This window comes from Halococcus dombrowskii, assembly GCF_022870485.1.
Classification (GTDB): domain Archaea; phylum Halobacteriota; class Halobacteria; order Halobacteriales; family Halococcaceae; genus Halococcus; species Halococcus morrhuae.
Map to the genome: position 1 here is coordinate 502,711 of NZ_CP095005.1, position 21,629 is coordinate 524,339.

The following is a 21,629-nucleotide window of genomic DNA, read 5'->3' on the forward strand; positions in this document are numbered from 1 at the left end:
AAGGGCTATCCGTCCGCTCACCCTTCCTCCTCAATGGACGTCGCACTACTCACCATCGGCGACGAACTGCTTTCTGGCGATACCGCGAACTCGAACGCGACGTGGCTCGCCGACCGACTCACCGACCGTGGGGCGACCGTCGCTCGGGTGCTCGTCATCCCCGACGACCGCTCGCTCATCGCCCGCAAAGTCGCGGAGTACTCCGACGCGTTCGATGCGGTCATCGTCACCGGCGGACTGGGCGGCACGCCCGACGATCGGACGATGGACGCCGTTGCGGACGCCTTCGATCGGCCGCTCTCGGTCGACGAGCGCGCACGCGAGTCGGTCGCGAAGCGCGTCGCAGCCCTCCGCGAGAGCTACCGCGAGATCGCCATCGATATCGACGCCGAGGCGTCGGTCCCAGAGGGTAGTCGGGCGCTGCTGAACGAACCCGGCCTCGCGCCCGGCTGTCTGATCGAGAACGTCTACGTCCTGCCCGGCATCCCCGAGGAGATGAAGGCGATGTACGAGAGCGTCGCGGAGGCGTTCGGGGGCGACGTGCGCTCGCGGATGTTCTACACCGAAACGCCGGAGGCCGACCTGATTCCCGATCTCACAATCACCGAGGAGCGCTTCGATGTCAGCGTGGGCTGCTATCCCGACCGCTCGGCGGGCCACAACCGACTCAAACTCGTCGGCGAGAGCGACGACGAGCTCGACGCGGCGGCCGAGTGGTTGCGTGCGCGCGTCGAGACGATACCGGAACCCGACAGTTAGAACGATTCGTCGGGCGAGCGCGGCGATTGGGTGGCGGTGTCGGTCGTCGCCTCCATCCCGCTTGACTGGAGGATCGTCAGCGCCGTCATCAGATCCGTTCGGGAGACGAGACCGATGAACTCACCGCGGATGTCGAGCACGGGGAGTCGGCCGACGCCGTTCGACTGCATCGTCGAGAGCGCGTCCATCGCGTCGCTGTCCTCGGGAACCGTGTAGAGGTCCTGGCTCATCACTTCGCCGACGCGATAGGCGTCGCGTTCGACTTCGCGGACGGTCTGCGCGTCCGAGAGCGTGACCATCCCGACGAGTTCGCCCCCGTCGAGCACGGGATAGCCCGTATGGCGCTCGGTGAGCATCCGATCGACGAGATCGGCGACGCTCGTCTCGGGCGTGACGGCGTCGATCTCCTCGGCTGGCGTCATCACTCGTTCGACGACGACGCCCTGGAGGGCGGCCTTCGTCACCGCCTGCTGGGCCTCGCCCGCGGCGCTGATGTAGATGAAGAAGGCGATGGCGACGTAGAAGATCGCTCCGGCGAACAGGCCGACGAGTGCGAGCAGGAAGGCGAACCCCTTGCCGACCTCGGCGGCGATCTGCGTGGCGCGGGCGTGCGTGCGATTGCGTGCGAGCAGCGCTCGCAGCACGCGCCCGCCGTCCATCGGGAAGCCCGGGAGGAGATTGAACGCCGCGAGTGCGATGTTCAACAGCGCGAGATAGGCGATCACGAAGCGCACGCCCGGCAAGCCCTCGGGAACGACGAGGAAGGCACCGAGAGAGACGATCCCGAGGGCGACGCTCACCACCGGTCCGGCGACGGCGACGGCGAACTCCTGACGCCAGTCCTCGGGCATCTCGGCCATCTGGGCGATGCCGCCGAGAAACCAGAGCGTGATCGCGTCGATGTCGTAGCCGAAGCGCATCGCCACGACCGAGTGGCCGAGCTCGTGGAGGATGACGCCCGCGAACAGGCCGAGGGCAGCGGCGAGGCCGAGGATATAGGGCATCGTCCCCGCCGACAGCGCCGCGCCCGGAAGCGCCGTCCCGAACGTGGAGTTCATCAGCATCACGAGCTGGCCGACCTGTGAGGCGATGAGCCACGCGAGCAGCGGGAGCACGAGCAGAAAGGAGAGTCCGAGCTTGATGGGGATGCCCGCGATAGAACCGACTCGGAAGCTTGGCATGGGTCGACTACGGCGGGTAGTCCCTTAAGCCCATCCCAGCCGGCGGGTTTACCCCGTCGGCGGCCCGACGAACGATATGAGCCAACGGACGGACGCACTGCTGCGTCGGGCCGACGGGATCGAGTACGAGCCGGTCGATGCGGCCGACGGTCTCGAAAAGGGTGTTCTCGTCGACGAGGCGCGCGGCGCGCCGAACTTCGCCATCCGGCGATTCACGCTCGCGGCCGGTGGCGACGTCCCGAAACACACCAACGAGGTCGAACACGAACAGTACGTTCTCTCGGGCGAATACACGGTCGGTATCGGGGACGAGGAGCACACGGTGAGCGCCGGTGATTCGCTGTTGATCCCCGCCGGCGTCGTCCACTGGTATCGCAACGAGGGCGAGCAGGAGGGCACGTTCATCTGTGCGGTGCCCAACGGCGACGACGCCATCGAGCTCGAAGAGTAGTGCGAGTGACTGAAATAGCCGGCTCGCCTCGTCACGGATAGTGTCACAGCAGGTCGCAGTCGGGACGCTGTTCGTCCACGGCGTCGGCGACGACTATCTCGTTGCCGTCTCGAACGACGGCGAGCGCTCGCTGTCGGCGCGCCTCACGCTCGGGGCGACCGACGCCGGGCCGCGACCCGCGAAATTCGCCCGGCGACACGAATCGGGCGAGGAGCCGCTTCGCCCCGACCGGTTCGTCGAGCTTGCCCGGCGTGCCGACCGCATCCGAATCTCTCAACAGACGGGCCGATCACAGCGCGAGCGGATCGAGCGGATGCTCGACGGCTACCAGCTCGACGCCAAGACGGTCCGGACCTGTCGGTACTGCGCGAGCGCCGGTCGCTACTCGCCGGTCACGAGCGAGACGGCGATCGAAGCCGATGGCGAGCAGATCTGCCCGGACTGCGCGCGCCGCGAACTCGACGCCGAGCTTGCCCATCACGACGTCTCCAGCACCGCTGCCGACCGGCTCCAGGAGCTGCTGCTCGACGTTCAGGACCTCGAACGAGTGAAGAACCTGCTCTCGGGCCAGCTCGATCCCGACCTCACGAAGTTCGACGAGATGAGCGCCACGACCGAAGCCGTGGACCCGGTCCCGGTCGGCTCGCTCGGTCTCCACCCCGGCATGCAGAGCCTGCTCGACGACCGCTTCGAGTCCCTTCTGCCCGTGCAGAGCCTCGCGGTGCAGAACGGCGCGCTCGACGGCGACGACCAGCTCGTGGTGAGCGCCACCGCCACCGGCAAGACGCTGATCGGCGAGATGGCGGGTCTCGATCGCCTGCTCAACGGCAAGGGAAAGATGCTCTTTCTCGTCCCGCTGGTGGCGCTCGCGAACCAGAAATACGAGGACTTCAGGGACGAGTACGGCCATCTCGCCAATGTCACGATCCGGGTCGGTGCAAGCCGCGTTCGGGACGACGGCGAGCGCTTCGATCCCGACGCCGACATCGTGGTCGGCACCTACGAGGGGATCGACCACGCGCTCCGGGTGGGCCAGGATCTCGGCGATATCGGCACGGTCGTCATCGACGAGGTCCACACGCTGGAGGACGACGACCGCGGTCACCGCCTCGACGGCCTCATCGCCCGGCTGAAGGGCTACTGTGAGAACCGCAACGGGAATGCGGGCGGCAACGGGACGAACGCGGGCACACAGTGGCTCTACCTCTCGGCGACGGTCGGCAATCCCGGCTGGCTGGCGACAAAGCTCCGGGCGAACCTCGTCGAGTTCGAGGAGCGCCCTGTGCCAATCGAGCGTCACGTCACGTTCGCCGATGGCCAAGAGAAAGCGCGCGTGGCGAACAAACTGGTGCGACGGGAGTTCGACCGGAAATCCTCGCAGGGCTATCGCGGACAGACGATCATCTTCACCAACTCGCGTCGGCGCTGTCACCAGCTCGCCCGAAAACTGGAGTACGAGGCCGCGGCCTACCATGCCGGGCTGGACTACTCGCGGCGCAAGTCCGTCGAACGTCAGTTCGCGAACCAGGACCTCGCCGCAGTGGTGACGACCGCCGCGCTCGCGGCTGGCGTCGACTTCCCGGCTTCGCAGGTGCTCTTCGACTCGCTGGCGATGGGCATCGAGTGGCTCACCGTCCAGGAGTTCCACCAGATGCTCGGGCGTGCCGGTCGGCCGGACTACCACGATCGCGGCGTCGTCTACGTCCTCGTCGAGCCCGACGGAAGCTATCATTCGAGCATGCCCGGCTCGGAGGACGAGACGGCCTTCAGGCTGCTCAAGGGCGAGATGGAGCCCGTGGCGATGCGCTACGACGAAACGAGCGCCGTCGAGGAGGTGCTGGCGAACGTCACCGTCGCGGGCGGGGGTGCGAAGGCGCTGACCGAGCGGATGGTCGGCGACGTGCCGATGAAACACGCGGTCGGCAAGCTCCTCGATTACGAGTTCATCGACGGGCTCTCGCCAACCCCGCTTGGCCGGGCGGTGACGCGACACTTCCTCGAACCCGAGGCGGCGTTCACGATGCTCGACGGGATTCGCAAGGGGAAGGACCCCTACGACACGGTGGCCGAGATCGAACTGCGCGACGAGGAGAGCTAGACGAGCGGGGCGACGAGGTCGGGCGTGAACGCGAACCCGAACACCGACAGCAGAACGACGAGCACCGCGCCCGGCAGCCCGCCGATGGCGACGACCGCGAGCGTGAGCCAGTTGACCTCGACGCCGATGCCGAACCAGCTGGCGGCGAGGAAGACGAGCAGGCCGACGACCGCGTTGACGACGAGCGGCCGAACCGCCCGCAGAATGCGCGCGGCCCCGAGAAGCAGGACGAGCGCGACCGCGAGAACCGCGAGTTCGAGTCCCGTGACCATGCGCGACCCTCGCACGAGCGCGATATAGGCCTTCCGTACTCCGTCCGTGGACGTGCGTGCGATTTCGATCGCTCCCCGACGGGAAAACGCAAGGGTTTATTCGCCGGCGTCCATTAGTTCGCATGCGGGACCGTGGGTTAGCCTGGTATACTCCGAGCCTTGGGTGCTCGTGACCGCGGTTCAAATCCGCGCGGTCCCATCGTTTTATCCCCGATAGCGACGCCATTTCGTCGGGATGGAAACGCACCGAAAGGGCGATCTCACCGAAGCCATCGTTATCGCCGAGTTAACGAAACGAGAGGTTCCCGTTTCGATTCCGTTCGGCGACAACGAGCGGTACGACATCGTCGTCGAGCCGCCACGCGGAGGATTGCTCCGGACGCAGATCAAAACCGGTTGGCTCAACGATGGAACGATACGGGTCAAGGGACATAGCCAGCATACCAATTCGACCGGCAACACCTACAAGCTGTACGACAGCGCGGACGTCGATTATTTCCTCGCATACTGCCACGAACTGGAGACGATGTACTGGATCAACGAGGACGGGTTCGACAGCTCGATCCGCCTGCGTGTCGAGGAACCGAAACAGGTGAAATCGAGCATCAACTGGGCCGAAGAGTACGAGTTCGACGCCAACTGGCCGCCGGGGTAGCCCATCCGTACGGTTTCCACTTCTCGCCGAATCGCCACCGATAGCCAGACCTCGTTGGCCTCAACGAATAAGTGGCCGGCAGGGGTAGTTCCGCGCAGACAGTGCGACGTTCAATGGCATCGCCGTCTTCACAGCCATCGTCTCGCTCCGCCCCACCCGATTCATGATCGACTCAAAGAGCGATACCGCCGGGGTCCGTCGTCGACACGCGATGAAGGCGCTCGGCGGGCTCGGGACGGCGGGGCTGCTCAGCGGCTGTGGCTCGAACACCGACCTGCTCTCCGGTGGCGACGAGGGGCATCCCAACCTCGTGTTCATCCACAGCGACGACCACCGGTACGACTTCATGAGCTTCATGAATGCGCCGGGAACGCCCGACTTCCTGGAGACGCCGAACATGGATCGCATGGCCGCGCAGGGTGCGCATCTGCGGAACGCATCGGTCGGGACGCCGCTGTGTGCGCCCTCGCGTGCGTCCGTTCTCACCGGCCAGTACGCCCACGAGCACGGCATCGTCGACAACCAGCATTCGAAAACCGACCACGTTCGCTTCTTCCACCGGTATCTCGAAGATGCCGGCTACGAGACGGCCTACATCGGCAAGTGGCACACCTACCAGCTCGACAGCGCGACGCCACGCCCCGGGTTCGACCGCTGGGTCAGCTTCGAGGGGCAGGGCCGGTATTTCGATCCGATACTGAACGTCGACGGCAACCGAGTCAAGCGCACGGGGTACATCACCGATATTCTGACCGAGTACGCCCGCGACTGGCTCGATAGCCGTGACGGCGACAAGCCCTTTTTCCTGTTTCTCTCGCACAAGGCTGCCCATGCATGGTTTCGGCCTGCACCGCGTCATCGCGGTCGGTATTCGAACGCACCCATCGAGTATCCGCAAACGATGGCCAACACGAAGCAGGCCTACGCCGGCAAGCCCGACTGGGTGCGCCGGCAGCGCAACGGCGTCCGCGGCGTGAACTACCTCTTCGGCGGGCGGTTCGACTTCGACGAACTCTACCGACGGTACAGCGAGACGCTGCTGGCGCTCGACGACAGCATCGGGGCGGTGATGGACGAACTCGACGAGTCGGGGATGGCCGACTCGACACTGTTGCTGTACACGAGCGACAACGGCTACACGCTCGGCGAGCACGGACTGGTCGGCAAACAGACCGCCTACGAGAGCTCGGTCCGCGTGCCGTTGCTCGCGTACGCACCGGGGATGATCGATCCCGGAACGACGGTGAACGCACAGATATCGAACGTCGATTTCGCGCCGACGTTCCTCGACGCGGCCGGCCAGTCGATCCCGGGGCACGTGAGCGGCCGGTCGTTCCTGCCGGCGCTCGTCGGCGAACAACTCTCGGGGCGTCCGGGGCCGTTCTACGAGTCGTACTGGGGCGGCGTTCCGAAGCATCCGACCATGTTCGGGGTGCGCCGCGGCCGATACAAGTATATCTGGTACTACGGCCCCGTGCGGAACGAACTGTACGACCTCCACGCCGATCCGCTGGAACGGCAGAACCTCATCGACGGGAACGACAACCACGACCGCCGCGATGCGATGCACGACCGACTGTTCGACTGGATCGAATCCAACGGTGGCACGCCGATCCCGCTCCAGCGCGACCGCCGCAACAGCAACGACCGCAAACGGCCGCCGAACGCACCGAAGACGATCCCCGACGAGTTCGGTTCGCAAGGGAACGGTTGATTTCAGTTTCACTGCGCGTTGCGAAGGTTCTTGAGCGAAAGCACACTACCCATCGCCAATGGCTCGTGCGGAGAACGCCGATCTGATCGACGATTTCGAGGAGTTCTACCGCAACTACTACCGCAACGAGATCGGCGAGCTCGCCCAGCAGTATCCGAACGAACGCCGATCGCTGTTCATCGACTGGGGCGATCTCTACCGGTTCGATTCGGATCTCGCCGACGACTACCGCTCCCAGCCCGACCAGCTCCAGGAGTACGCCGAGGAGGCGCTGCGGCTCTACGACCTCCCAGTGGATGTCGGCCTCGGGCGCGCGCACGTCCGCATCCGCGGGCTGGACGAACCGACCGAGATCCGCGAGATCCGGGCGCGTCACCGTGGCCAGCTGCTCGCGGTGCAGGGCATCGTCAGGAAGGCCACGGACGTCAGACCCAAGATCACCGAGGCGGCCTTCGAGTGCCAGCGCTGTGGCACCCTTACTCGCATCCCACAGACCGGCGGCGACTTCCAGGAACCCCACGAATGTCAGGGCTGTGAACGGCAGGGACCGTTCGACATCAACTTCGACCAGTCGGAGTTCGTCGACGCACAGAAGATCCGTGTTCAGGAGAGTCCCGAGGGACTGCGCGGTGGCGAAACCCCACAGAACATCGACGTCCACATCGAGGACGACATCACCGGCGACGTGACGGCTGGCGATCACGTTCGCGTCACCGGCGTGCTCCATCTCGACCAGCAGGAGTCCGGGAGGGACGCCTCGCCGATGTTCGATCTGTTCATGGACGGCGTCGCCGTCGAGATCGAGGACGAGCAGTTCGAGGACATGGACATCTCCGAGGCGGACAAGCGCGCCATCGTCGAGCTCTCGACCGAGGACGACATCTACGAGCAGATGGTCGGCTCGATCGCACCCTCGATCTACGGCTACCAGGAGGCCAAACTCGCGATGATCCTCCAACTCTTTTCCGGCGTGGCCAAACACCTCCCGGACGGTTCGCGCATCCGTGGCGATCTCCACATGCTCCTCATCGGCGACCCGGGTACCGGGAAGTCCGTAATGCTTCAATATATAAGAAATATCGCTCCACGGTCAGTTTACACCTCCGGGAAGGGATCGTCGAGCGCCGGGCTGACGGCGGCCGCGGTGCGTGACGACTTCGGCGAGGGTCAGCAGTGGACGCTCGAAGCCGGTGCGCTCGTGCTCGCCGACCAGGGGATCGCGGCCGTCGACGAACTGGATAAAATGCGATGTGTGACCGGTGAGACGCTCGTCCATCTCGGCGATGGGCGCATCTCGCGCATCCGTGATCTCGCACGCGAGGCGGGCGAGCAGGGGACGATCGAGCATCACTCGAACGGTCGGACGATACGGGACGTGGATCTCGACGCGTGGACGATGACCGATGACGGGCAGCTCGTCGATCGTCCGGTGACGGCCATCCACGAGTACGACGCCCCGGACGAACTGACGACGGTTCGCACCGAGTCGGGCGAGGAGCTCACGGCCACGGACGACCACCCGTTCTTCGTGTTCGAGGGCGGCGAGCGTGTCGAGAAACCGGCGGCCGATCTCGACGCCGGCGATTGGGTGTACGTTCCGCGTCGGCTCCCTCAACCGGCGACCGACGGCGGAGCCGTCGCCGTGACTCCCCAATCAGAGAGTGAACGGACGGGGACGTCGCCGGCCCTCGGTGCGGTGCTTGGCTATCTCTCCGGCGACGGCAACGTCTACTACGACCGCGATGCGGGCGTGTACGGTATCCGTTTCACCAACAGCGAAGCAGAGCTACTGGCGGATTTCGAACGGGTCTCCCGTGCGGCGTTCGACGCGCAGCCGGTGCGCCCACCGAGCGAGCAGCGTGCCGACGGCGTCGAGACCGTTCGGGTCATCGGTCGCGAGTACGCCGATGCGGTCCTCGATGCCGGGATGAACCTCGAAACATACGACGAGAAGGCGTTCCCGGAGGGCGTCACGGACGCCCCGCCCGCCACGAAGGCCGCGTTCGTCAGGGCGCTGGCCGACAGCGAGGGCACCGTCGACACGCACACCGGGAACGTGAGGATCGCCTCGTCGAGCTACGAGCTGCTGCTGGGGGTCAAGAGCCTGCTGCTGGAGTTCTCGGTGACGAGCCAGATCCATACGCGCCAGCGCGATCCCGGGCGGGATCTGTACGTGCTCGCCATCACGGCCGCGGACTCGATCGATGCGTTCGCCCGGCACGTCGGGTTCACGCTCGATCGCAAGCAGTCCGCGCTGGAATCGGTCCGTGCGGCGGCGTCGGGCGATCGGACCATCATCGATGTGCTGCCGGACTGTGGTGACATGCTCGCCGACCTTCGGGACTCGCTCCGACTTCACCAATCGGAATGTGGACTGGTCGACGCCACCTACTGCAGCTTCGAAAACGGCGACGCAAACGTCTCGCTCCGGTTAGCTCGCACCGTCCTTGACTCGTTCGAGGAGCGCAAATCCGACGCCAACGTCGCCGTCGAACGGCTAACCGGCGATTGTGATTGGGAGAGTCTCGCCGCGATCACGGAGCGCTATCACGTCTCCCAGGCCGAACTCGCAGCGGGCACCGCGTACACCCAACAGGAGATCTCCCGCGAGTGGGGCGACAGCGACCGGCTCCGAACCGTCGTGACGGATCGACTGTCCGACCTCGTCGCGTCGGTCGCCGACACCGATCTGGAAGCGTTCCGATCGCTGGTTCGCGGCGACGTGCAGTGGCGGCGCGTCGCCGCGGTCGAAACCACGGCTGCCGACACCAAAACGGACAGGACGCGGCTGTTGCGCGGCGAACTCGCCGATCTGCTCGGCTGCTCGGCCACGGACAGCGTCGAGACGGCCCACGAGCTGTTGGCGACCGAGCCGTCCGGGGGTACGTGGGACGCCCTCCGGAACGCTCTCGATCGTCACGGGATTTCGTTCGCCGACCTCGCCGACGATCTCGACGTCGCCGCTTCGACCGTCTCGCGCTGGTTCAATGGGGTCGTCGAGACGGATCGGTTTTCGGCGGTCGAAGCAGCCGCATTCGACCGAATTCGGGCCGTTCGCAGTGAAGCCAAGCGCTTGCTGGACGCGATCGAGACGAGCGGCGAACCCAAGGTGTACGACCTCACGGTCGACGGGACCCACAACTTCGTCGCCAACGGCATGGTGGTGCACAACTCCGAGGACCGCTCGGCAATGCACGAGGCGCTCGAACAGCAGACCATCTCGGTCTCGAAGGCGGGGATCAATGCCACGCTCAAATCGAGGTGTTCGCTGTTGGGTGCGGCGAACCCCAAGTATGGACGGTTCGACCAGTACGAGTCCATCGGCGAGCAGATCGACCTGGAGCCGGCGCTCATCTCGCGGTTCGATCTCATCTTCACCGTCACCGACGATCCGGATCCCGAGCGCGACAAGGATCTCGCCGAGCACATCCTGCGGACGAACTACGCGGGCGAGCTCAACACCCAGCGGACCGAACAGACCGCGGCGAACGTCAGCCAGTCGGAGGTCGACGCCGTCACCGACACCGTGGCCCCGGCGATCGAACCCGACCTGCTCCGAAAGTACATCGCCTACGCCCAACGAAACTGCTACCCGACGATGACCGAGGAAGCCAAGGAGGCGATCAGCGATTTCTACGTCGATCTCCGGGCGGAGGGCTCCGACGACGACGCACCCGTGCCGGTGACCGCGCGGAAGCTGGAGGCGCTCGTCAGGCTAGGCGAGGCCTCCGCGCGGGTTCGACTCGCCGACACGGTGGAGTTGGAGGACGCCGAGCGCGTCATCGAGATCGTCCGCTCGTGTCTCAAGGATATCGGCGTCGATCCAGAGACCGGCGAGTTCGACGCCGACATCGTCGAGACCGGCCAGTCGAAAACACAGCGCGACCGCGTGAAAAACATGAAGGCGCTCATCACCGACATCGAGGACGAGTACGACGCCGGTGCGCCGATCGAGGAGGTGCTCGATCGCGCCGAGGAGACCGGGATGGAGCGCTCGAAGGCCGAGCACGAACTCGAAAAGCTCAGACGACAGGGCGAGGTGTACGAGCCACAGACCGACCACCTGCGGACGACGTAAGTTCACTCGCGCAGATCGTAGTAGGTCGTCCGGAGCGTCACCGGCGTCACGCCGGCGACATCGGCGGCCGACTGCTGTGTGAGTGCGTGATCGCGCTCGGTCGCGGCGGTGTAGAGACAGGCCGCGGCGACGCCGCTCGGATTGCGCCCGTTGGTCAGCCCGAGCTCGTGGCTCTTCTCGACGAGCGCGCGTGCCCTGCGCTCGATCCCGTTCGGGAGCTCGAGCTGGTTCGCGAAGCGTGCCAGGTACTCCTCGGGATCGATCGGGCCGGTCGGCAGGCCGAGTTCACGGTTCAGGGCGTCGTAGGCGGCGGTGAGTTCGTCGCGTGTGGCCTTGGCGACCGCGCCGATCTCGGCGAGCGTGCGCGAGAGGGCGTCGGTGCGACAGACGGCGTAGACGGCCGCGGCGGCGAACCCTTCGAGCGAACGCCCGCGCAGCAGGTCCTCGTTCTGTGCGGACTCGAAGAGCACGCAGGCACGGTCGCGGATCGAGTCCGGGAGGCCGAGCGCGCCCACCATTCGCCGCACCTCGGTGAACCCGTAGACGCGGTTGCGTTCGGCGCGCGAGGAGATCCGCGTGCGATTGTGCTGGCGGCGCAGTCGCGCGAACAGACGGCGTTTCCGACCGGTGAGCCGGGTCGATCGGCCGATCTCCGTCGAGAGCCCGCGATCGTGGCGCGAGCGGGTCAGCGGCGCGCCCGTTCGTTTCCGATCCGGCCCGTCCTCGAAATTGCGCCATTCGGGACCGCGATCGACACGATCCTCGCCGATGACCAGTCCGCAGTCGAGACAGTACGTCTCCTCACCGGCATCGTCCAATCGGCCATTACATTCCGGGCATGGCTCGGTTGAATTCATACTTCGAACGATGCAATGCATCCTATTTAAAATTTTCCTCCGGAGTAAAATTATTAGAGTGATCGGAACAGAAACGCAGGGGCAGTTCGCCACCGTTCGCTCAGAGGATGGGGAGGAAGGGACTCGGCGAACGATCACGGTCCGCGGGTGGTGTCGCTATCGGGCGTTACGGATGTCCTCGGCGATGGCGTCGAGATCGTCCTCGGTGAGATCGGGTCGGTTGCCGGCGACGACGTGGATCGGCGCACCACCGTCGTCGTCGAACCGGGGGATGATGTGGCCGTGGAGATGGGGGACCTCCTGGCCGGCGGCCGGGCCGTTGTTGAACGCCACGTTCGAGCCGTCGGCGTCGGCAGCCGCCTCGACGGCGGGCGTCAGTTGGTGGAGTACGGCGAAGACTTCGCGGGCGAGCTTCTCGGGGAGATCGTCGAGTCGCTCGTGGTGATCGTTCGGGACGACGAGCGTGTGGCCGGGCGCGAGCGGGTTCGCGTCGAGGAAAGCGGTCACGTCGTCGGTCTCGTGGACGATGCGGCCGGGGATCTCGCCGGCGACGATCCCGCAGAACGGGCAGTCGTTCGACATACCTCGCATCTCACGTGCAGGGAGCAAGAAGGTTTGGCGTCACTCGACCCCAGCGAGCGTTTCGGCGATGGCGTCGAGATAGCCCTCGTAGGTGTAGTCGAGCCGCGAGAGCCAGATGGCCTGATAGGAGGGGTGGAGAACCGGTACGAGCGTCGTCCCCAGACTCCCGAGCTCGACCGGTTCGAGGATCGAGTCAAGAAAACCGTCGATGCTCTTTCCCTCGGTCGCGAGCAGGCTCGTCGTGGCGTGTTTGCCGGTCGCGATGACGGCGCGCGGTTCGATCTCTTCGATCTCGGTTTCGAGATACGGTCGGCAGTTCGTTCGTTCTTCGCTCGTGGGTTCGCGGTTCGACCCGTCCTCGCCCTCGGGGAAGCATTTGACGGCGTTCGTGTAGTAGATATCGTCGCTGTCGAAGTCGAGATCGCCAAAGAGGTCCCGAATCTTTCGTCCGGAGTGGCGCGCGGTGTAGGCCATGCCGGTCCAGTTGCCGCCCTTCCAGCGGTCGGCCTCGGGCGTACCGGCACCGGGTGCCTCGCCGACCACCACGAGCTCCGCGTCGAGCGAGCCGTTGCCCCACGAGATGTGTTCGCGGGCATCGGCAAGCGCCGGGCAGCGCTCACAGTCGGGCGCGAGGACGTTCTTCGAGTCGGGATCGGGATACTCGGGCATGGCAAGTGTGCGTTCGGCCTGTTTGAGTCCGTTCCGGTCAGCGGATTCGCCCCGCTTCGGGTCCGACAGGTCGGTCTGCACAACCGAGGCTCCTTTAGTCCCCGCACGGGTAGGCGAGCCATGAGCAGGTTCGAGCCGGTCGCGGACCGCTACGACCCCGATGCGGTCGAGGGCCGCGTCTTCGAGCAGTGGGACGAGACCGACGCCTATCGGAAGGCGACGGAACACCGCGCCGACGGCGAGGACTTCTTCTTCGTCGACGGCCCGCCCTACACGTCGGGTGCAGCCCACATGGGCACGACGTGGAACAAGACCCTGAAGGACGCCTACATCCGGTATCACCGGATGCAGGGTTACGACGTGACCGACCGGCCGGGCTACGACATGCACGGCCTGCCGATCGAGACCCGCGTCGAGGAGAAACTGGGTTTCGACAACAAGAAGGACATCGAGGCGTTCGGCATGGAGCCGTTCATCGAGGAGTGCAAGCAGTACGCCGACGAACAGCTCGACGGACTCCAGTCGGATTTCAAGTCCTTCGGCGTCTGGATGGACTGGGAGAACCCGTACAAAACCGTCGACCCCGAATACATGGAGGCGGCGTGGTGGGGGTTCGCGGAGGCCGCCGACCGTGGCCTCGTCGAGCAGGGCAAACGCTCGATCACCCAGTGTCCCCGGTGTGAGACGGCCATCGCAAAGAATGAGGTCGAGTATCACGAGGTCGAGGACCCCTCGATCTACGTCGAGTTCCCGCTCCGCGAGCGCGAGGGGAACCTCGTCATCTGGACGACGACGCCCTGGACCGTCCCGGCCAACGAGTTCGTCGCGATCGACGAGGATGTCGAATATCAAAAGGTCCGTGCAGCAAAAGACGGCCGAGAAGAGGTGCTCTATCTCGCTGCTGGAGTCGTCGAGGAAGTCCTGAAGAAAGGTCGCTACGACGACTACGAGGTGCTCGACGAGCTCGACGGCGAGGAAATGCTCGGCTGGGAGTACGACCACCCGCTGGCCGAGGAAGTTCCCGACCGCCCTGACGGTGAGGGCGTCGGCGAAGTCTACCACGCCGATTACGTCGAGGTCGACAGAACTGGGCTAGTCCACTCCGCGCCCGGCCACGGTCAGGAGGACTTCGAGCGCGGATCGGAGCTCGACCTGCCAGTGTTCTGTCCCGTCGGCGGCGACGGTGTCTATCTCGACGAGGCAGGGAAATACGCCGGCGAGTTCGTTCGCGACGCCAACGACGGGATCATCGCCGATCTCGACGAGCGGGGACTGCTGCTCGCCGAGGAGACCTACGCCCACGATTACGGCCAGTGCTGGCGCTGTGACACCGATATCGTCTTTCTCGCCACCGATCAGTGGTTCATCACCGTCACCGACGTGAAGGAGGAGATGCTCGACAACATCGAGGACTCCGAGTGGCATCCCCAAGAGGCTCGCGACAACCGCTTCCGGGATTTCATCGAGGGCTCGCCCGACTGGAACGTCTCGCGCCAGCGCTACTGGGGGATTCCAGTCCCGATCTGGACGCCCGAGGAGTGGTCCGGCGAGATGGACGACGTGGTCGTGATCGGCACGCGCGAGGAGCTGGCCGAACGTGCCGACCAAACTGTCGACCCCGACGAGGTCGACCTCCACCGCCCGACCGTCGACGATCTCACGATCACCGAAGAGGGGACGACCTACACGCGCGTGCCGGACGTCTTCGACGTCTGGCTCGACTCCTCGGTGGCGTCGTGGGGCACGCTCGACTACCCCCAGGAAGAGGGCGAGTTCGAGGAACTCTGGCCCGCCGACCTCATCATGGAGGCCCACGACCAGACCCGCGGTTGGTTCTGGTCGCAGTTGGGAATGGGCACGGCCGCGCTCGGCGAAATCCCCTACGACGAGGTGTTGATGCACGGTTACGCCAACATGCCCGACGGCAGGGGAATGTCGAAATCGAAGGACATCACCGTCGAGCCCCAGGAGGTCATCGACGAGTACGGCGCGGACCCGATGCGGCTGTTCCTCCTGTCGGTCACACCACAGGGCGACGACATGCGATTCTCGTGGGACGAGACCGAGACGATGCAGCGCAACCTCAACATCCTCTGGAACGTCTTCCGGTTCCCCCTTCCCTACATGCGCCTCGACGGGTTCGATCCCGCCGAGATCACACTTGACGACATCACTCTCGAACGGGAGGACGAGTGGGTGCTCTCCCGACTGCAAACCGTGGAGGGAGAGATGACCGACGAATGGGGCGAGTTCCGCCAGGATCGCGCGCTGCATGCCCTGCTCGATTTCGTCGTCGAGGACGTCTCGCGCTTCTACGTCCAGAGCGTGCGCGAGCGCATGTGGGAGGAGGCCGACAGCCCCTCGAAGCGTGCCGCGTACGCGACGTTCTACCGTGTGCTGCGGGAGGTCGTCGCGCTGCTCGCGCCGTACGCGCCGTTCGCCGCCGAGGAGATCTACGGCACGCTCACCGGGGACGAGGAGTTCGACACGGTCCATATGTGCGACTGGCCCGAACCCGATGACGAACTCCGCAACGAACGGCTCGAACGCGAGGTCCGGGTCGCCCGCGGCGTCGAGGAGGCCGGTTCGGCCGCCCGCCAGCAGGCCGAGCGCAAACTCCGCTGGCCGGTCACGCGTATCGTCGTCGATGCCGAGAGCGAGGCGGTCGCCGACGCGGTGGAATCCCAATCGGCGATCGTCGCCGACCGGCTCAACGCGAGGACTGTGGATCTGATCGGCCCCGACGAGCGATGGGGCGAGCTGCGATACAGCGCCAGCGCGGACATGAGCGTGCTCGGACCGGCGTTCGGCGATCGGTCGGGCGAGGTGATGACCGCGCTCAACGAAGCGCGAGTCGAGGAACCGACGCTGGAGGCGCTCGAAACCGCCGTTTCGGACGCGCTCGACGAGTCAGTGGAACTCACGAACGAGATGGTCGAGATCGTCACCGAGACTCCAGAAGGGGTTGCCGCTGACACGTTTGCGGCTGAGGGCGGCGGCACGGTCTACGTCGACACGACGCTCACCGAGGACGTCGAGAGCGAGGGCTACGCGCGCGACGTCGTCCGACGGATCCAGGAGATGCGAAAGGAGCTGGACCTCGATCTGGAGGCCGAGATCAGGGTCGAGCTCGACATCGTCGACGAGCGTGTTGCCGAGTTCGTTCGCGAGCACGAGGCGCTCATCGGCGAGGAGGTCAGGGCTGCGACGTTCGGCGACGTCGCGGACGGCCATCGTCGTGAGTGGGCAATCGAGGAGACGACCGTCGAGATCGCCATCGTGCCGGTCGCCGAGGCGCGGGCGGACTAATCGAGCGCGGCGGCGACGGCCGGCGCGACACTGACGGCGCTCTCGGCGCGCTCGATCGTGTCCGTCCCGTAGACGGCCGCGACGCCGGCACGGGCGAGGCGCGTTCTGGCCATGCCGGCGAAGACCGGGTGGACGCAGGTGACGAACACCCGGGTATCGTCGGTGAGATGCGAGACGGCTCCAGCCATCGTCGAACCGGTGGCGATGATGTCGTCGACGAGCACGGCATCGCGTCCCGTGACGTCGGCGGTGTGCGGTTCGAGTTCGACGTCCGTGCTGCTGTGGCGGGTCTTCTCGAAGTGGTCCGTTTCACCCGATCCGTAGGCGTCCCGTACCGTCTCCGCGAGATCGATGGCACCTGCGTCGGGGGCGATGAACACCGGGTCGTCGAGCTCCGGGAGGGGATCGGCGAGCCGTCCGGCGGCGTCGACGGTAGAACAGGGGACGTCGAAGAAGTCGCCGACGGATTCCTCGTGAGGGTTCACGGTGACGACGCGGTCGGTACCGGTGCTCAGTGCGCGGGCGACCGCGCGGGCGGAGACGGGTTGGCCCGGTTCGAAGGCTCTGTCCTGGCGGGCGTAGCCCATGTACGGGATCACGGTGACGACCTCGTTCGCGCCGGCCTCGCGGACGGCGTCCTGAAGCTGGAGCGCTTCGATGTGGGCGTCGCTCGTCGCGGTCGAGCAGACGACGATTGCGCGTTCGGCGTCGAAGTCCGGCACCGCAACCTGCAGCTCGCCGTCGGGAAAGCGCTCGTAGGTCGTCCCTGCGAGCGGCTCGTCGAGCGCCGTCGCGAGCGCGCTGGCGAGCGATTGGGAGCCGGAGGCGCTGACGATCATGTGTGCTCCTGTGACGGCCAGTTAAACGGGTTTTCGATCCGCCGCGACGAGCGCGTGCGGTTCGCCGATCCCGAGGGGATGGTCGCGCCAGCCGTCGCCGGTCCCGACGAGCAACGTTCCGTCCGTCGCGACGGCATAGACCAGTCCCGCGTACGCGACCGCCGCGATCGATTTTTCAGTCTCGATCGCCCGCCACTCGCCGTCGTCGTGGGCGTAGAACTCGTCCGCCGTCGCGGCGTGCGCCAGTTCACCGTCGATGTCGGCGCTCACCATCCGGAAATCGCCGTCGAGCTCGTCTATCCAGCCGTTGCCGAGGCGGTAGAGTCCCGTGGCCGTCGCGGTTCGCGGGACGCCCTCGACGGCGACGTCGCGGACCGCGTCGAGACCCACGTGGGTGAGGCCGTCGTCCGTGAGTCGATAGATTCCTCCGTCCGTGGCGAGTAGGTCGCCGTCGATCGCGTGAACCGTCTCGACGGTGCCCACGTCGTGCCATTCGTCGTCGATTCGGCGTGCGACCCGCCCATCCGGCGCGGCGGCGACGAGTCCGTCCTGGAAGCCGACCGCCGTCGCCGGGCCGAACCCCGTCTCCGTGAGCGAGTCGCCGACCAGCACGTCCTCGTCGGTAGCTATGGCCAGTTTTTCGTCGAATGTGAGATCGTGGACGGGGCGGCGATCGCGGAGTTCGATCTCGCCCACGCGCTCGCCGGCGACCGAGACGCGAGTGAGGCCGATGTCGCTGGCGACGAACAGCGCCGTCGGCTCGGTGTTCGCGCCGTGGACGCGCTTTTCGTCGATGCTGCTCATACGCGGATGCGCACGCCGAGCGGCGAAAGCGTTCCGGCGCGGCCGCGCCGGTTGCGGTACCTGGCGGATGAAGGGCGAGGTCGTTCGAAAGGCGCGAAGCGCCTTTCGTGATGACGAAACGGCTTCGCCGTTTCGAACCACGCGTGGTGTGAGCGGAGCGAACGCCGCGACCGAAGGGAGCGCGCCGAGGGCTTCTGCGGTGCTGTGCGGTTTGCGGTTGCGGTGGTGGATGCGTCCGCGCGAACGTAGTGAGCGCGGTTCACGAGAGACGCTTCGCGTCTCTCTGGCTCTCGTTCACTCCCTACGGTCGTTCACGAGAACACCGCGAACGAGGCCGTAGGCCGAGTGAGCGGCAGTTTTTGGTCCAGATTTTCGCAAGGGGTTGAGCGCGCGAAGCGCGCGATTCCCCGCAGCAAAAAGGTGGGTCGGAAGCGATTTGTGAGTCGGGCCGTCAGGTGACTCGAATGCAACTGTTCGGGTCGAGTGGGATTCGCGGGGTCGCGAACGAGGAGGTGACGCCGACGCTCTGTCTGCGGATCGGGCTGGCCGTCGGGACGCTTGTCGACGGGCAGGCGGCCGTCGGGCGGGACACGCGCGCGACGGGCGAGATGCTCGCCGACGCGACGGCGAGCGGGCTCGCGAGCGCCGGCAGCGACGTCGATCGGCTGGGTGTGCTGCCGACGCCGGCCCTCCAGTCGTACGCCGAGCGCGAGGGAGTGCCGGCGGTGATGATCACCGCCTCGCACAATCCGCCACAGTACAACGGGATCAAACTCGTCGGCAACGACGGCATCGAGTTCGGCGTCGACCAGTTGGAGCGGGTCGAGGAACTGCTCGACGACGGGACGTTCGAGCACGCTCGCTGGGACGAGACGGGGAACGCCCGACGGGTGACGAGCGCGCGCCGCGAGTACGTCGAGGAGGTCGTCGCGGCCGTCGATCGCGAGCGCATCGCCGCGGCCGACCTCACCGTGGCGCTCGATCCCGGTCACGGGGCGGGGTCGCTCACGAGTCCGGGGCTGTTCAGGAAGCTCGGCTGTGAGGTCCACACGGTCAACGCCCAGCGTGACGGGAGCTTCCCGGGTCGCGATCCCGAACCGGTGCCGGAACATCTCGCGGATCTCGGTCGGCTGGTGCGCACAACGGATGCCGACGTCGGCATCGCCCACGACGGTGACGCCGATCGGGCGATCTTCTTCGACGAGTACGGGAACTACATCGAGGGCGACGCGACGCTCGCGGTGCTGGCCGGCGCGACGCTCGACGACGGCGACAGCACCGTCTCGGCGGTGACGGTCTCGCAACGACTGGTCGACGTCGCCAGCGAGGCGGGTGCAGAGCTCGAACTCACACCCGTCGGGAGCACGCGCATCATCTCGCGGGTACGCGAACTCCACGACGACGGCGTTTCGGTGCCGATCGCCGGCGAGGGCAACGGTGGTGTGCTCTTTCCCGACCACCGTCTCGCTCGTGACGGCGCGTACACCGCGGCTCGCTTCCTCGAACTGCTCGCCGATCGCTCGGCGAGCGCGGTCGTCGAGGCGGTCGGTGGCTATCACAACGTGCGGACGACCGTCGGCTACGAGAGCGATGCCGACCGTGCGACGCTGCTCGCCGCGGCCGCAGCGTACGCCGACGAGAGCGAGGGTGAACTGAACGATACCGACGGCTACCGACTCGACTTCGGTGATGCCTGGCTGCTCGTCCGCGAGAGCGGGACCGAACCCGTCGTGCGCATCTACACCGAGGCGCACACCGAAGCGCGCGCCCACGAGCTCGCCGACGGCATCGGCGACCGACTCGATCGCGCACTCGACGGCTGATCAGGGGCCGGGATGGGATGAGAGCGCCGCCACGATCCGCTCACGATCCGTTTTTGCACTCGCCAGTTCGTCCTCGACCGTGTCGGCGGCGAGACGCTCACGTTCGTTTTCGGTGAGTTCTTCGCGAGCCGTCGCGGCGCGCTGGAGGCGTCCGTACCGCTCCTCGCGGGTGAACGCACGGAGTTCGTGGAGGGTTTTCACCACGTCGTCCGGCGCGAACCGGCCGACGACCGAGACGAGTTCGTTCAGGAGAAAGCGACAGTCGAGGGCGGGCGGCGGTGGCCAGCCGATTTCGAGCGCCGTCGCGTCGAGCCCGTCGAGATAGCTCCGATGGATGGCGACGTTCTTCCGGAGTCGTTCGGGATCGTCGACGTAGTGGGCGAGCTTCGATGGCGAATAATCGGCGTAGTCGACGAGCTGCGTGAGCGACTCGGTGCCCACGGGACTCGTTTCGACGTATTCGCGGAGGTCGTCCGGTGGCGAGCGAAAGCCAACGAGCGGATACTGTTCGGTGCGCTCGACGAACTGGAGGACGTCGCGTGCGCTCGCCTCGCTCCTGAACTGTCGAAACGCCGCCCCGACCCGTTCGTTGTAGTTCTCGATGGGTTCTCGAAGATCGTCGATCGGCGCGTCGAGATCGACATCCGAGAGCGAGGCGAGCCGTTCCAGTTCGGTGATCCTCTCGTCGAGCTCCTCGCGGTGGACGACCGCGTGCCGGCGTGCCTCCCGATAGCGTTCGCTGCGTCGCGTCCGCTTGTCGAGTAGTTCGACTCGTTCGGCGACCGGCGCGAGTGCCTCACGGGCGGCCGCGAAATCGCTTGCCGAGAGCCGACGCTTGTCGAAGCGATCGTTCGCGTCCTCGAACGCCGACCGCAGGGCCAGTTCCTCGTCGAGCGAGTCGACGAGCTCGTCGAACGACTCCTGAAATTCGATGAACGCCTCGAAATCGCCCGTACCGGTGGCGCGCTCCTCGTAGCTATCGAGCAGCGTCGTTGCGCGATCGTGGGCGTCGGCGAGCGTTTCGAGCTCTGCCTCGCCGTGTTCGGCGATCTCGGCGTCGATCGCCTCGCAGGACTCGTGTGCCGCGGCGAGTTCCTCGGCGAGGTCGTCCGTGCTCTCAGTCATACACGGCGTCGGGATCGAAGACGCGCTCGCCGACGGTCTCGCCGTCGAGCGTGCGGTAGAAACAGCTCTCGTGGCCAGTGTGGCAGGCACCGCCCTCCTGGCTGACGCGATAGAGGAGGGCGTCGCCGTCGCAGTCGACCCGTATCTCCTCGACATGTTGGACGTGACCGCTCGATTCGCCCTTCTGCCAGAGCTCGTCGCGGCTGCGGGAGTGGTAGTGAGCGAGCCCCGTCTCGTGGGTGCGTTCGACGGCTTCCGGAGAAGCGTGGGCGACCATCAGCACCGCCCCGGAGCTCGCGTCCTGGGCGACGATCGTCACCAGCCTGTCGTCGCCGAAGGCGAGATCGACGGCCGATTCCGTCCGGCTCATGGCGCTGACTGGCCGCCTCGCGCGCATAGGTCTTTTGTGTCGC

At 66.2% G+C, this 21,629-nt stretch carries 17 protein-coding genes and 1 tRNA gene; 9 read left to right on the forward strand and 9 right to left on the reverse strand.

Annotated features, from left to right (window positions below):
* Positions 1–33: 33 nt before the first annotated feature.
* Positions 34–759, forward strand: a complete 726-nt coding sequence (locus MUK72_RS02725; RefSeq protein WP_244703670.1) for a competence/damage-inducible protein A — start codon at positions 34–36, stop codon at positions 757–759.
* On the opposite strand, the gene MUK72_RS02730 is transcribed toward MUK72_RS02725, so the two are convergent.
* Complete coding sequence (locus MUK72_RS02730) at positions 756–1,940, reverse strand: CBS domain-containing protein (RefSeq protein WP_244703672.1); 1,185 nt, start codon at positions 1,938–1,940, stop codon at positions 756–758. The genes MUK72_RS02725 and MUK72_RS02730 overlap by 4 nt on opposite strands.
* A 76-nt stretch (positions 1,941–2,016) precedes the next feature.
* Between MUK72_RS02730 and MUK72_RS02735 the strand changes: the two genes are divergently transcribed.
* Together MUK72_RS02735 and MUK72_RS02740 are read left to right on the forward strand one after the other, a co-directional pair.
* On the forward strand, positions 2,017–2,391 hold the full coding sequence (locus MUK72_RS02735) for a cupin domain-containing protein (RefSeq protein WP_244703674.1): 375 nt from the start codon (positions 2,017–2,019) through the stop codon (positions 2,389–2,391).
* Positions 2,392–2,431: 40 nt separating this feature from the next.
* Complete coding sequence (locus MUK72_RS02740) at positions 2,432–4,489, forward strand: DEAD/DEAH box helicase (protein WP_244703682.1); 2,058 nt, start codon at positions 2,432–2,434, stop codon at positions 4,487–4,489.
* On the opposite strand, the gene MUK72_RS02745 is transcribed toward MUK72_RS02740, so the two are convergent.
* Complete coding sequence (locus MUK72_RS02745) at positions 4,486–4,761, reverse strand: pro-sigmaK processing inhibitor BofA family protein (RefSeq protein WP_244703684.1); 276 nt, start codon at positions 4,759–4,761, stop codon at positions 4,486–4,488. The genes MUK72_RS02740 and MUK72_RS02745 overlap by 4 nt on opposite strands.
* Before the next feature lie 126 nt (positions 4,762–4,887).
* On the opposite strand from MUK72_RS02745, the gene MUK72_RS02750 reads away from it, so the two are divergent.
* From MUK72_RS02750 to MUK72_RS02765, 4 genes are all read left to right on the forward strand, one after another.
* Positions 4,888–4,960: transfer RNA gene (locus MUK72_RS02750), tRNA-Pro, on the forward strand.
* A 36-nt stretch (positions 4,961–4,996) separates the two neighbouring features.
* The gene (locus tag MUK72_RS02755; RefSeq protein ID WP_244703686.1) at positions 4,997–5,416 is read left to right on the forward strand and encodes a group I intron-associated PD-(D/E)XK endonuclease; all 420 of its coding nucleotides are present in this window, start codon (positions 4,997–4,999) and stop codon (positions 5,414–5,416) included.
* 163 nt (positions 5,417–5,579) lie between these two features.
* The gene (locus MUK72_RS02760; RefSeq protein WP_244703687.1) at positions 5,580–7,130 is read left to right on the forward strand and encodes a sulfatase family protein; all 1,551 of its coding nucleotides are present in this window, start codon (positions 5,580–5,582) and stop codon (positions 7,128–7,130) included.
* 58 nt (positions 7,131–7,188) lie between these two features.
* On the forward strand, positions 7,189–11,208 hold the full coding sequence (locus MUK72_RS02765) for an LAGLIDADG family homing endonuclease (RefSeq protein WP_244703689.1): 4,020 nt from the start codon (positions 7,189–7,191) through the stop codon (positions 11,206–11,208).
* A 2-nt stretch (positions 11,209–11,210) separates the two neighbouring features.
* On the opposite strand, the gene MUK72_RS02770 is transcribed toward MUK72_RS02765, so the two are convergent.
* The 3 genes from MUK72_RS02770 to MUK72_RS02780 form a co-directional block, all read right to left on the reverse strand.
* Positions 11,211–12,065, reverse strand: a complete 855-nt coding sequence (locus MUK72_RS02770) for a transcription initiation factor IIB (RefSeq protein WP_244703691.1) — start codon at positions 12,063–12,065, stop codon at positions 11,211–11,213.
* Between the two features lie 156 nt (positions 12,066–12,221).
* Complete coding sequence (locus MUK72_RS02775; RefSeq protein WP_244703694.1) at positions 12,222–12,647, reverse strand: HIT family protein; 426 nt, start codon at positions 12,645–12,647, stop codon at positions 12,222–12,224.
* Positions 12,648–12,686: 39 nt separating this feature from the next.
* A complete protein-coding gene (locus MUK72_RS02780) occupies positions 12,687–13,316 on the reverse strand; it encodes a uracil-DNA glycosylase (RefSeq protein ID WP_244705263.1) in 630 nt (209 codons plus the stop codon).
* Between the two features lie 120 nt (positions 13,317–13,436).
* Here MUK72_RS02780 and ileS point away from each other — a divergent pair, with 120 nt between their 5' ends.
* A complete protein-coding gene (gene ileS, locus MUK72_RS02785) occupies positions 13,437–16,625 on the forward strand; it encodes an isoleucine--tRNA ligase (RefSeq protein WP_244703696.1) in 3,189 nt (1,062 codons plus the stop codon).
* On the opposite strand, the gene prs is transcribed toward ileS, so the two are convergent.
* Both prs and MUK72_RS02795 read right to left on the reverse strand, forming a co-directional pair.
* Complete coding sequence (prs, locus tag MUK72_RS02790; RefSeq protein WP_244703699.1) at positions 16,622–17,464, reverse strand: ribose-phosphate diphosphokinase; 843 nt, start codon at positions 17,462–17,464, stop codon at positions 16,622–16,624. The two genes, ileS and prs, sit on opposite strands and share 4 nt — an antisense overlap.
* Before the next feature lie 21 nt (positions 17,465–17,485).
* Positions 17,486–18,268, reverse strand: coding sequence for an HVO_0234 family beta-propeller protein (locus MUK72_RS02795; protein ID WP_244703702.1), 783 nt, complete (start codon positions 18,266–18,268; stop codon positions 17,486–17,488).
* A 464-nt stretch (positions 18,269–18,732) separates the two neighbouring features.
* Here MUK72_RS02795 and glmM point away from each other — a divergent pair, with 464 nt between their 5' ends.
* Entirely contained in the window at positions 18,733–20,091 is a 1,359-nt protein-coding gene (gene glmM / locus MUK72_RS02800; protein ID WP_244703705.1) for a phosphoglucosamine mutase, read from the forward strand.
* On the opposite strand, the gene MUK72_RS02805 is transcribed toward glmM, so the two are convergent.
* Together MUK72_RS02805 and hisI are read right to left on the reverse strand one after the other, a co-directional pair.
* Entirely contained in the window at positions 20,092–21,216 is a 1,125-nt protein-coding gene (locus MUK72_RS02805; protein ID WP_244703707.1) for a DUF7118 family protein, read from the reverse strand.
* Positions 21,209–21,586 carry a phosphoribosyl-AMP cyclohydrolase gene (gene hisI / locus MUK72_RS02810; RefSeq protein ID WP_244703709.1) on the reverse strand — a complete coding sequence of 126 codons (378 nt, stop codon included), beginning with the start codon at positions 21,584–21,586 and terminating at the stop codon, positions 21,209–21,211. The genes MUK72_RS02805 and hisI overlap by 8 nt, the downstream gene beginning before the upstream one ends.
* Positions 21,587–21,629 lie beyond the last annotated feature (43 nt).

Excerpts from the sequence above, each read along its gene's own strand:
- MUK72_RS02735 (WP_244703674.1), top strand. The coding sequence starts at position 2,017 with ATGAGCCAACGGACGGACGCACTGCTGCGTCGGGCCGACGGGATCGAG.
- MUK72_RS02770 (WP_244703691.1), bottom strand. The coding sequence starts at position 12,065 with ATGAATTCAACCGAGCCATGCCCGGAATGTAATGGCCGATTGGACGAT.
- glmM (WP_244703705.1), top strand. The coding sequence starts at position 18,733 with ATGCAACTGTTCGGGTCGAGTGGGATTCGCGGGGTCGCGAACGAGGAG.
- MUK72_RS02795 (WP_244703702.1), bottom strand. The coding sequence starts at position 18,268 with ATGAGCAGCATCGACGAAAAGCGCGTCCACGGCGCGAACACCGAGCCG.
- ileS (WP_244703696.1), top strand. The coding sequence starts at position 13,437 with ATGAGCAGGTTCGAGCCGGTCGCGGACCGCTACGACCCCGATGCGGTC.
- MUK72_RS02760 (WP_244703687.1), top strand. The coding sequence starts at position 5,580 with ATGATCGACTCAAAGAGCGATACCGCCGGGGTCCGTCGTCGACACGCG.
- MUK72_RS02745 (WP_244703684.1), bottom strand. The coding sequence starts at position 4,761 with ATGGTCACGGGACTCGAACTCGCGGTTCTCGCGGTCGCGCTCGTCCTG.
- MUK72_RS02765 (WP_244703689.1), top strand. The coding sequence starts at position 7,189 with ATGGCTCGTGCGGAGAACGCCGATCTGATCGACGATTTCGAGGAGTTC.
- MUK72_RS02780 (WP_244705263.1), bottom strand. The coding sequence starts at position 13,316 with ATGCCCGAGTATCCCGATCCCGACTCGAAGAACGTCCTCGCGCCCGAC.
- MUK72_RS02725 (WP_244703670.1), top strand. The coding sequence starts at position 34 with ATGGACGTCGCACTACTCACCATCGGCGACGAACTGCTTTCTGGCGAT.
- MUK72_RS02730 (WP_244703672.1), bottom strand. The coding sequence starts at position 1,940 with ATGCCAAGCTTCCGAGTCGGTTCTATCGCGGGCATCCCCATCAAGCTC.
- hisI (WP_244703709.1), bottom strand. The coding sequence starts at position 21,586 with ATGAGCCGGACGGAATCGGCCGTCGATCTCGCCTTCGGCGACGACAGG.
- MUK72_RS02755 (WP_244703686.1), top strand. The coding sequence starts at position 4,997 with ATGGAAACGCACCGAAAGGGCGATCTCACCGAAGCCATCGTTATCGCC.
- MUK72_RS02775 (WP_244703694.1), bottom strand. The coding sequence starts at position 12,647 with ATGTCGAACGACTGCCCGTTCTGCGGGATCGTCGCCGGCGAGATCCCC.
- prs (WP_244703699.1), bottom strand. The coding sequence starts at position 17,464 with ATGATCGTCAGCGCCTCCGGCTCCCAATCGCTCGCCAGCGCGCTCGCG.
- MUK72_RS02805 (WP_244703707.1), bottom strand. The coding sequence starts at position 21,216 with ATGACTGAGAGCACGGACGACCTCGCCGAGGAACTCGCCGCGGCACAC.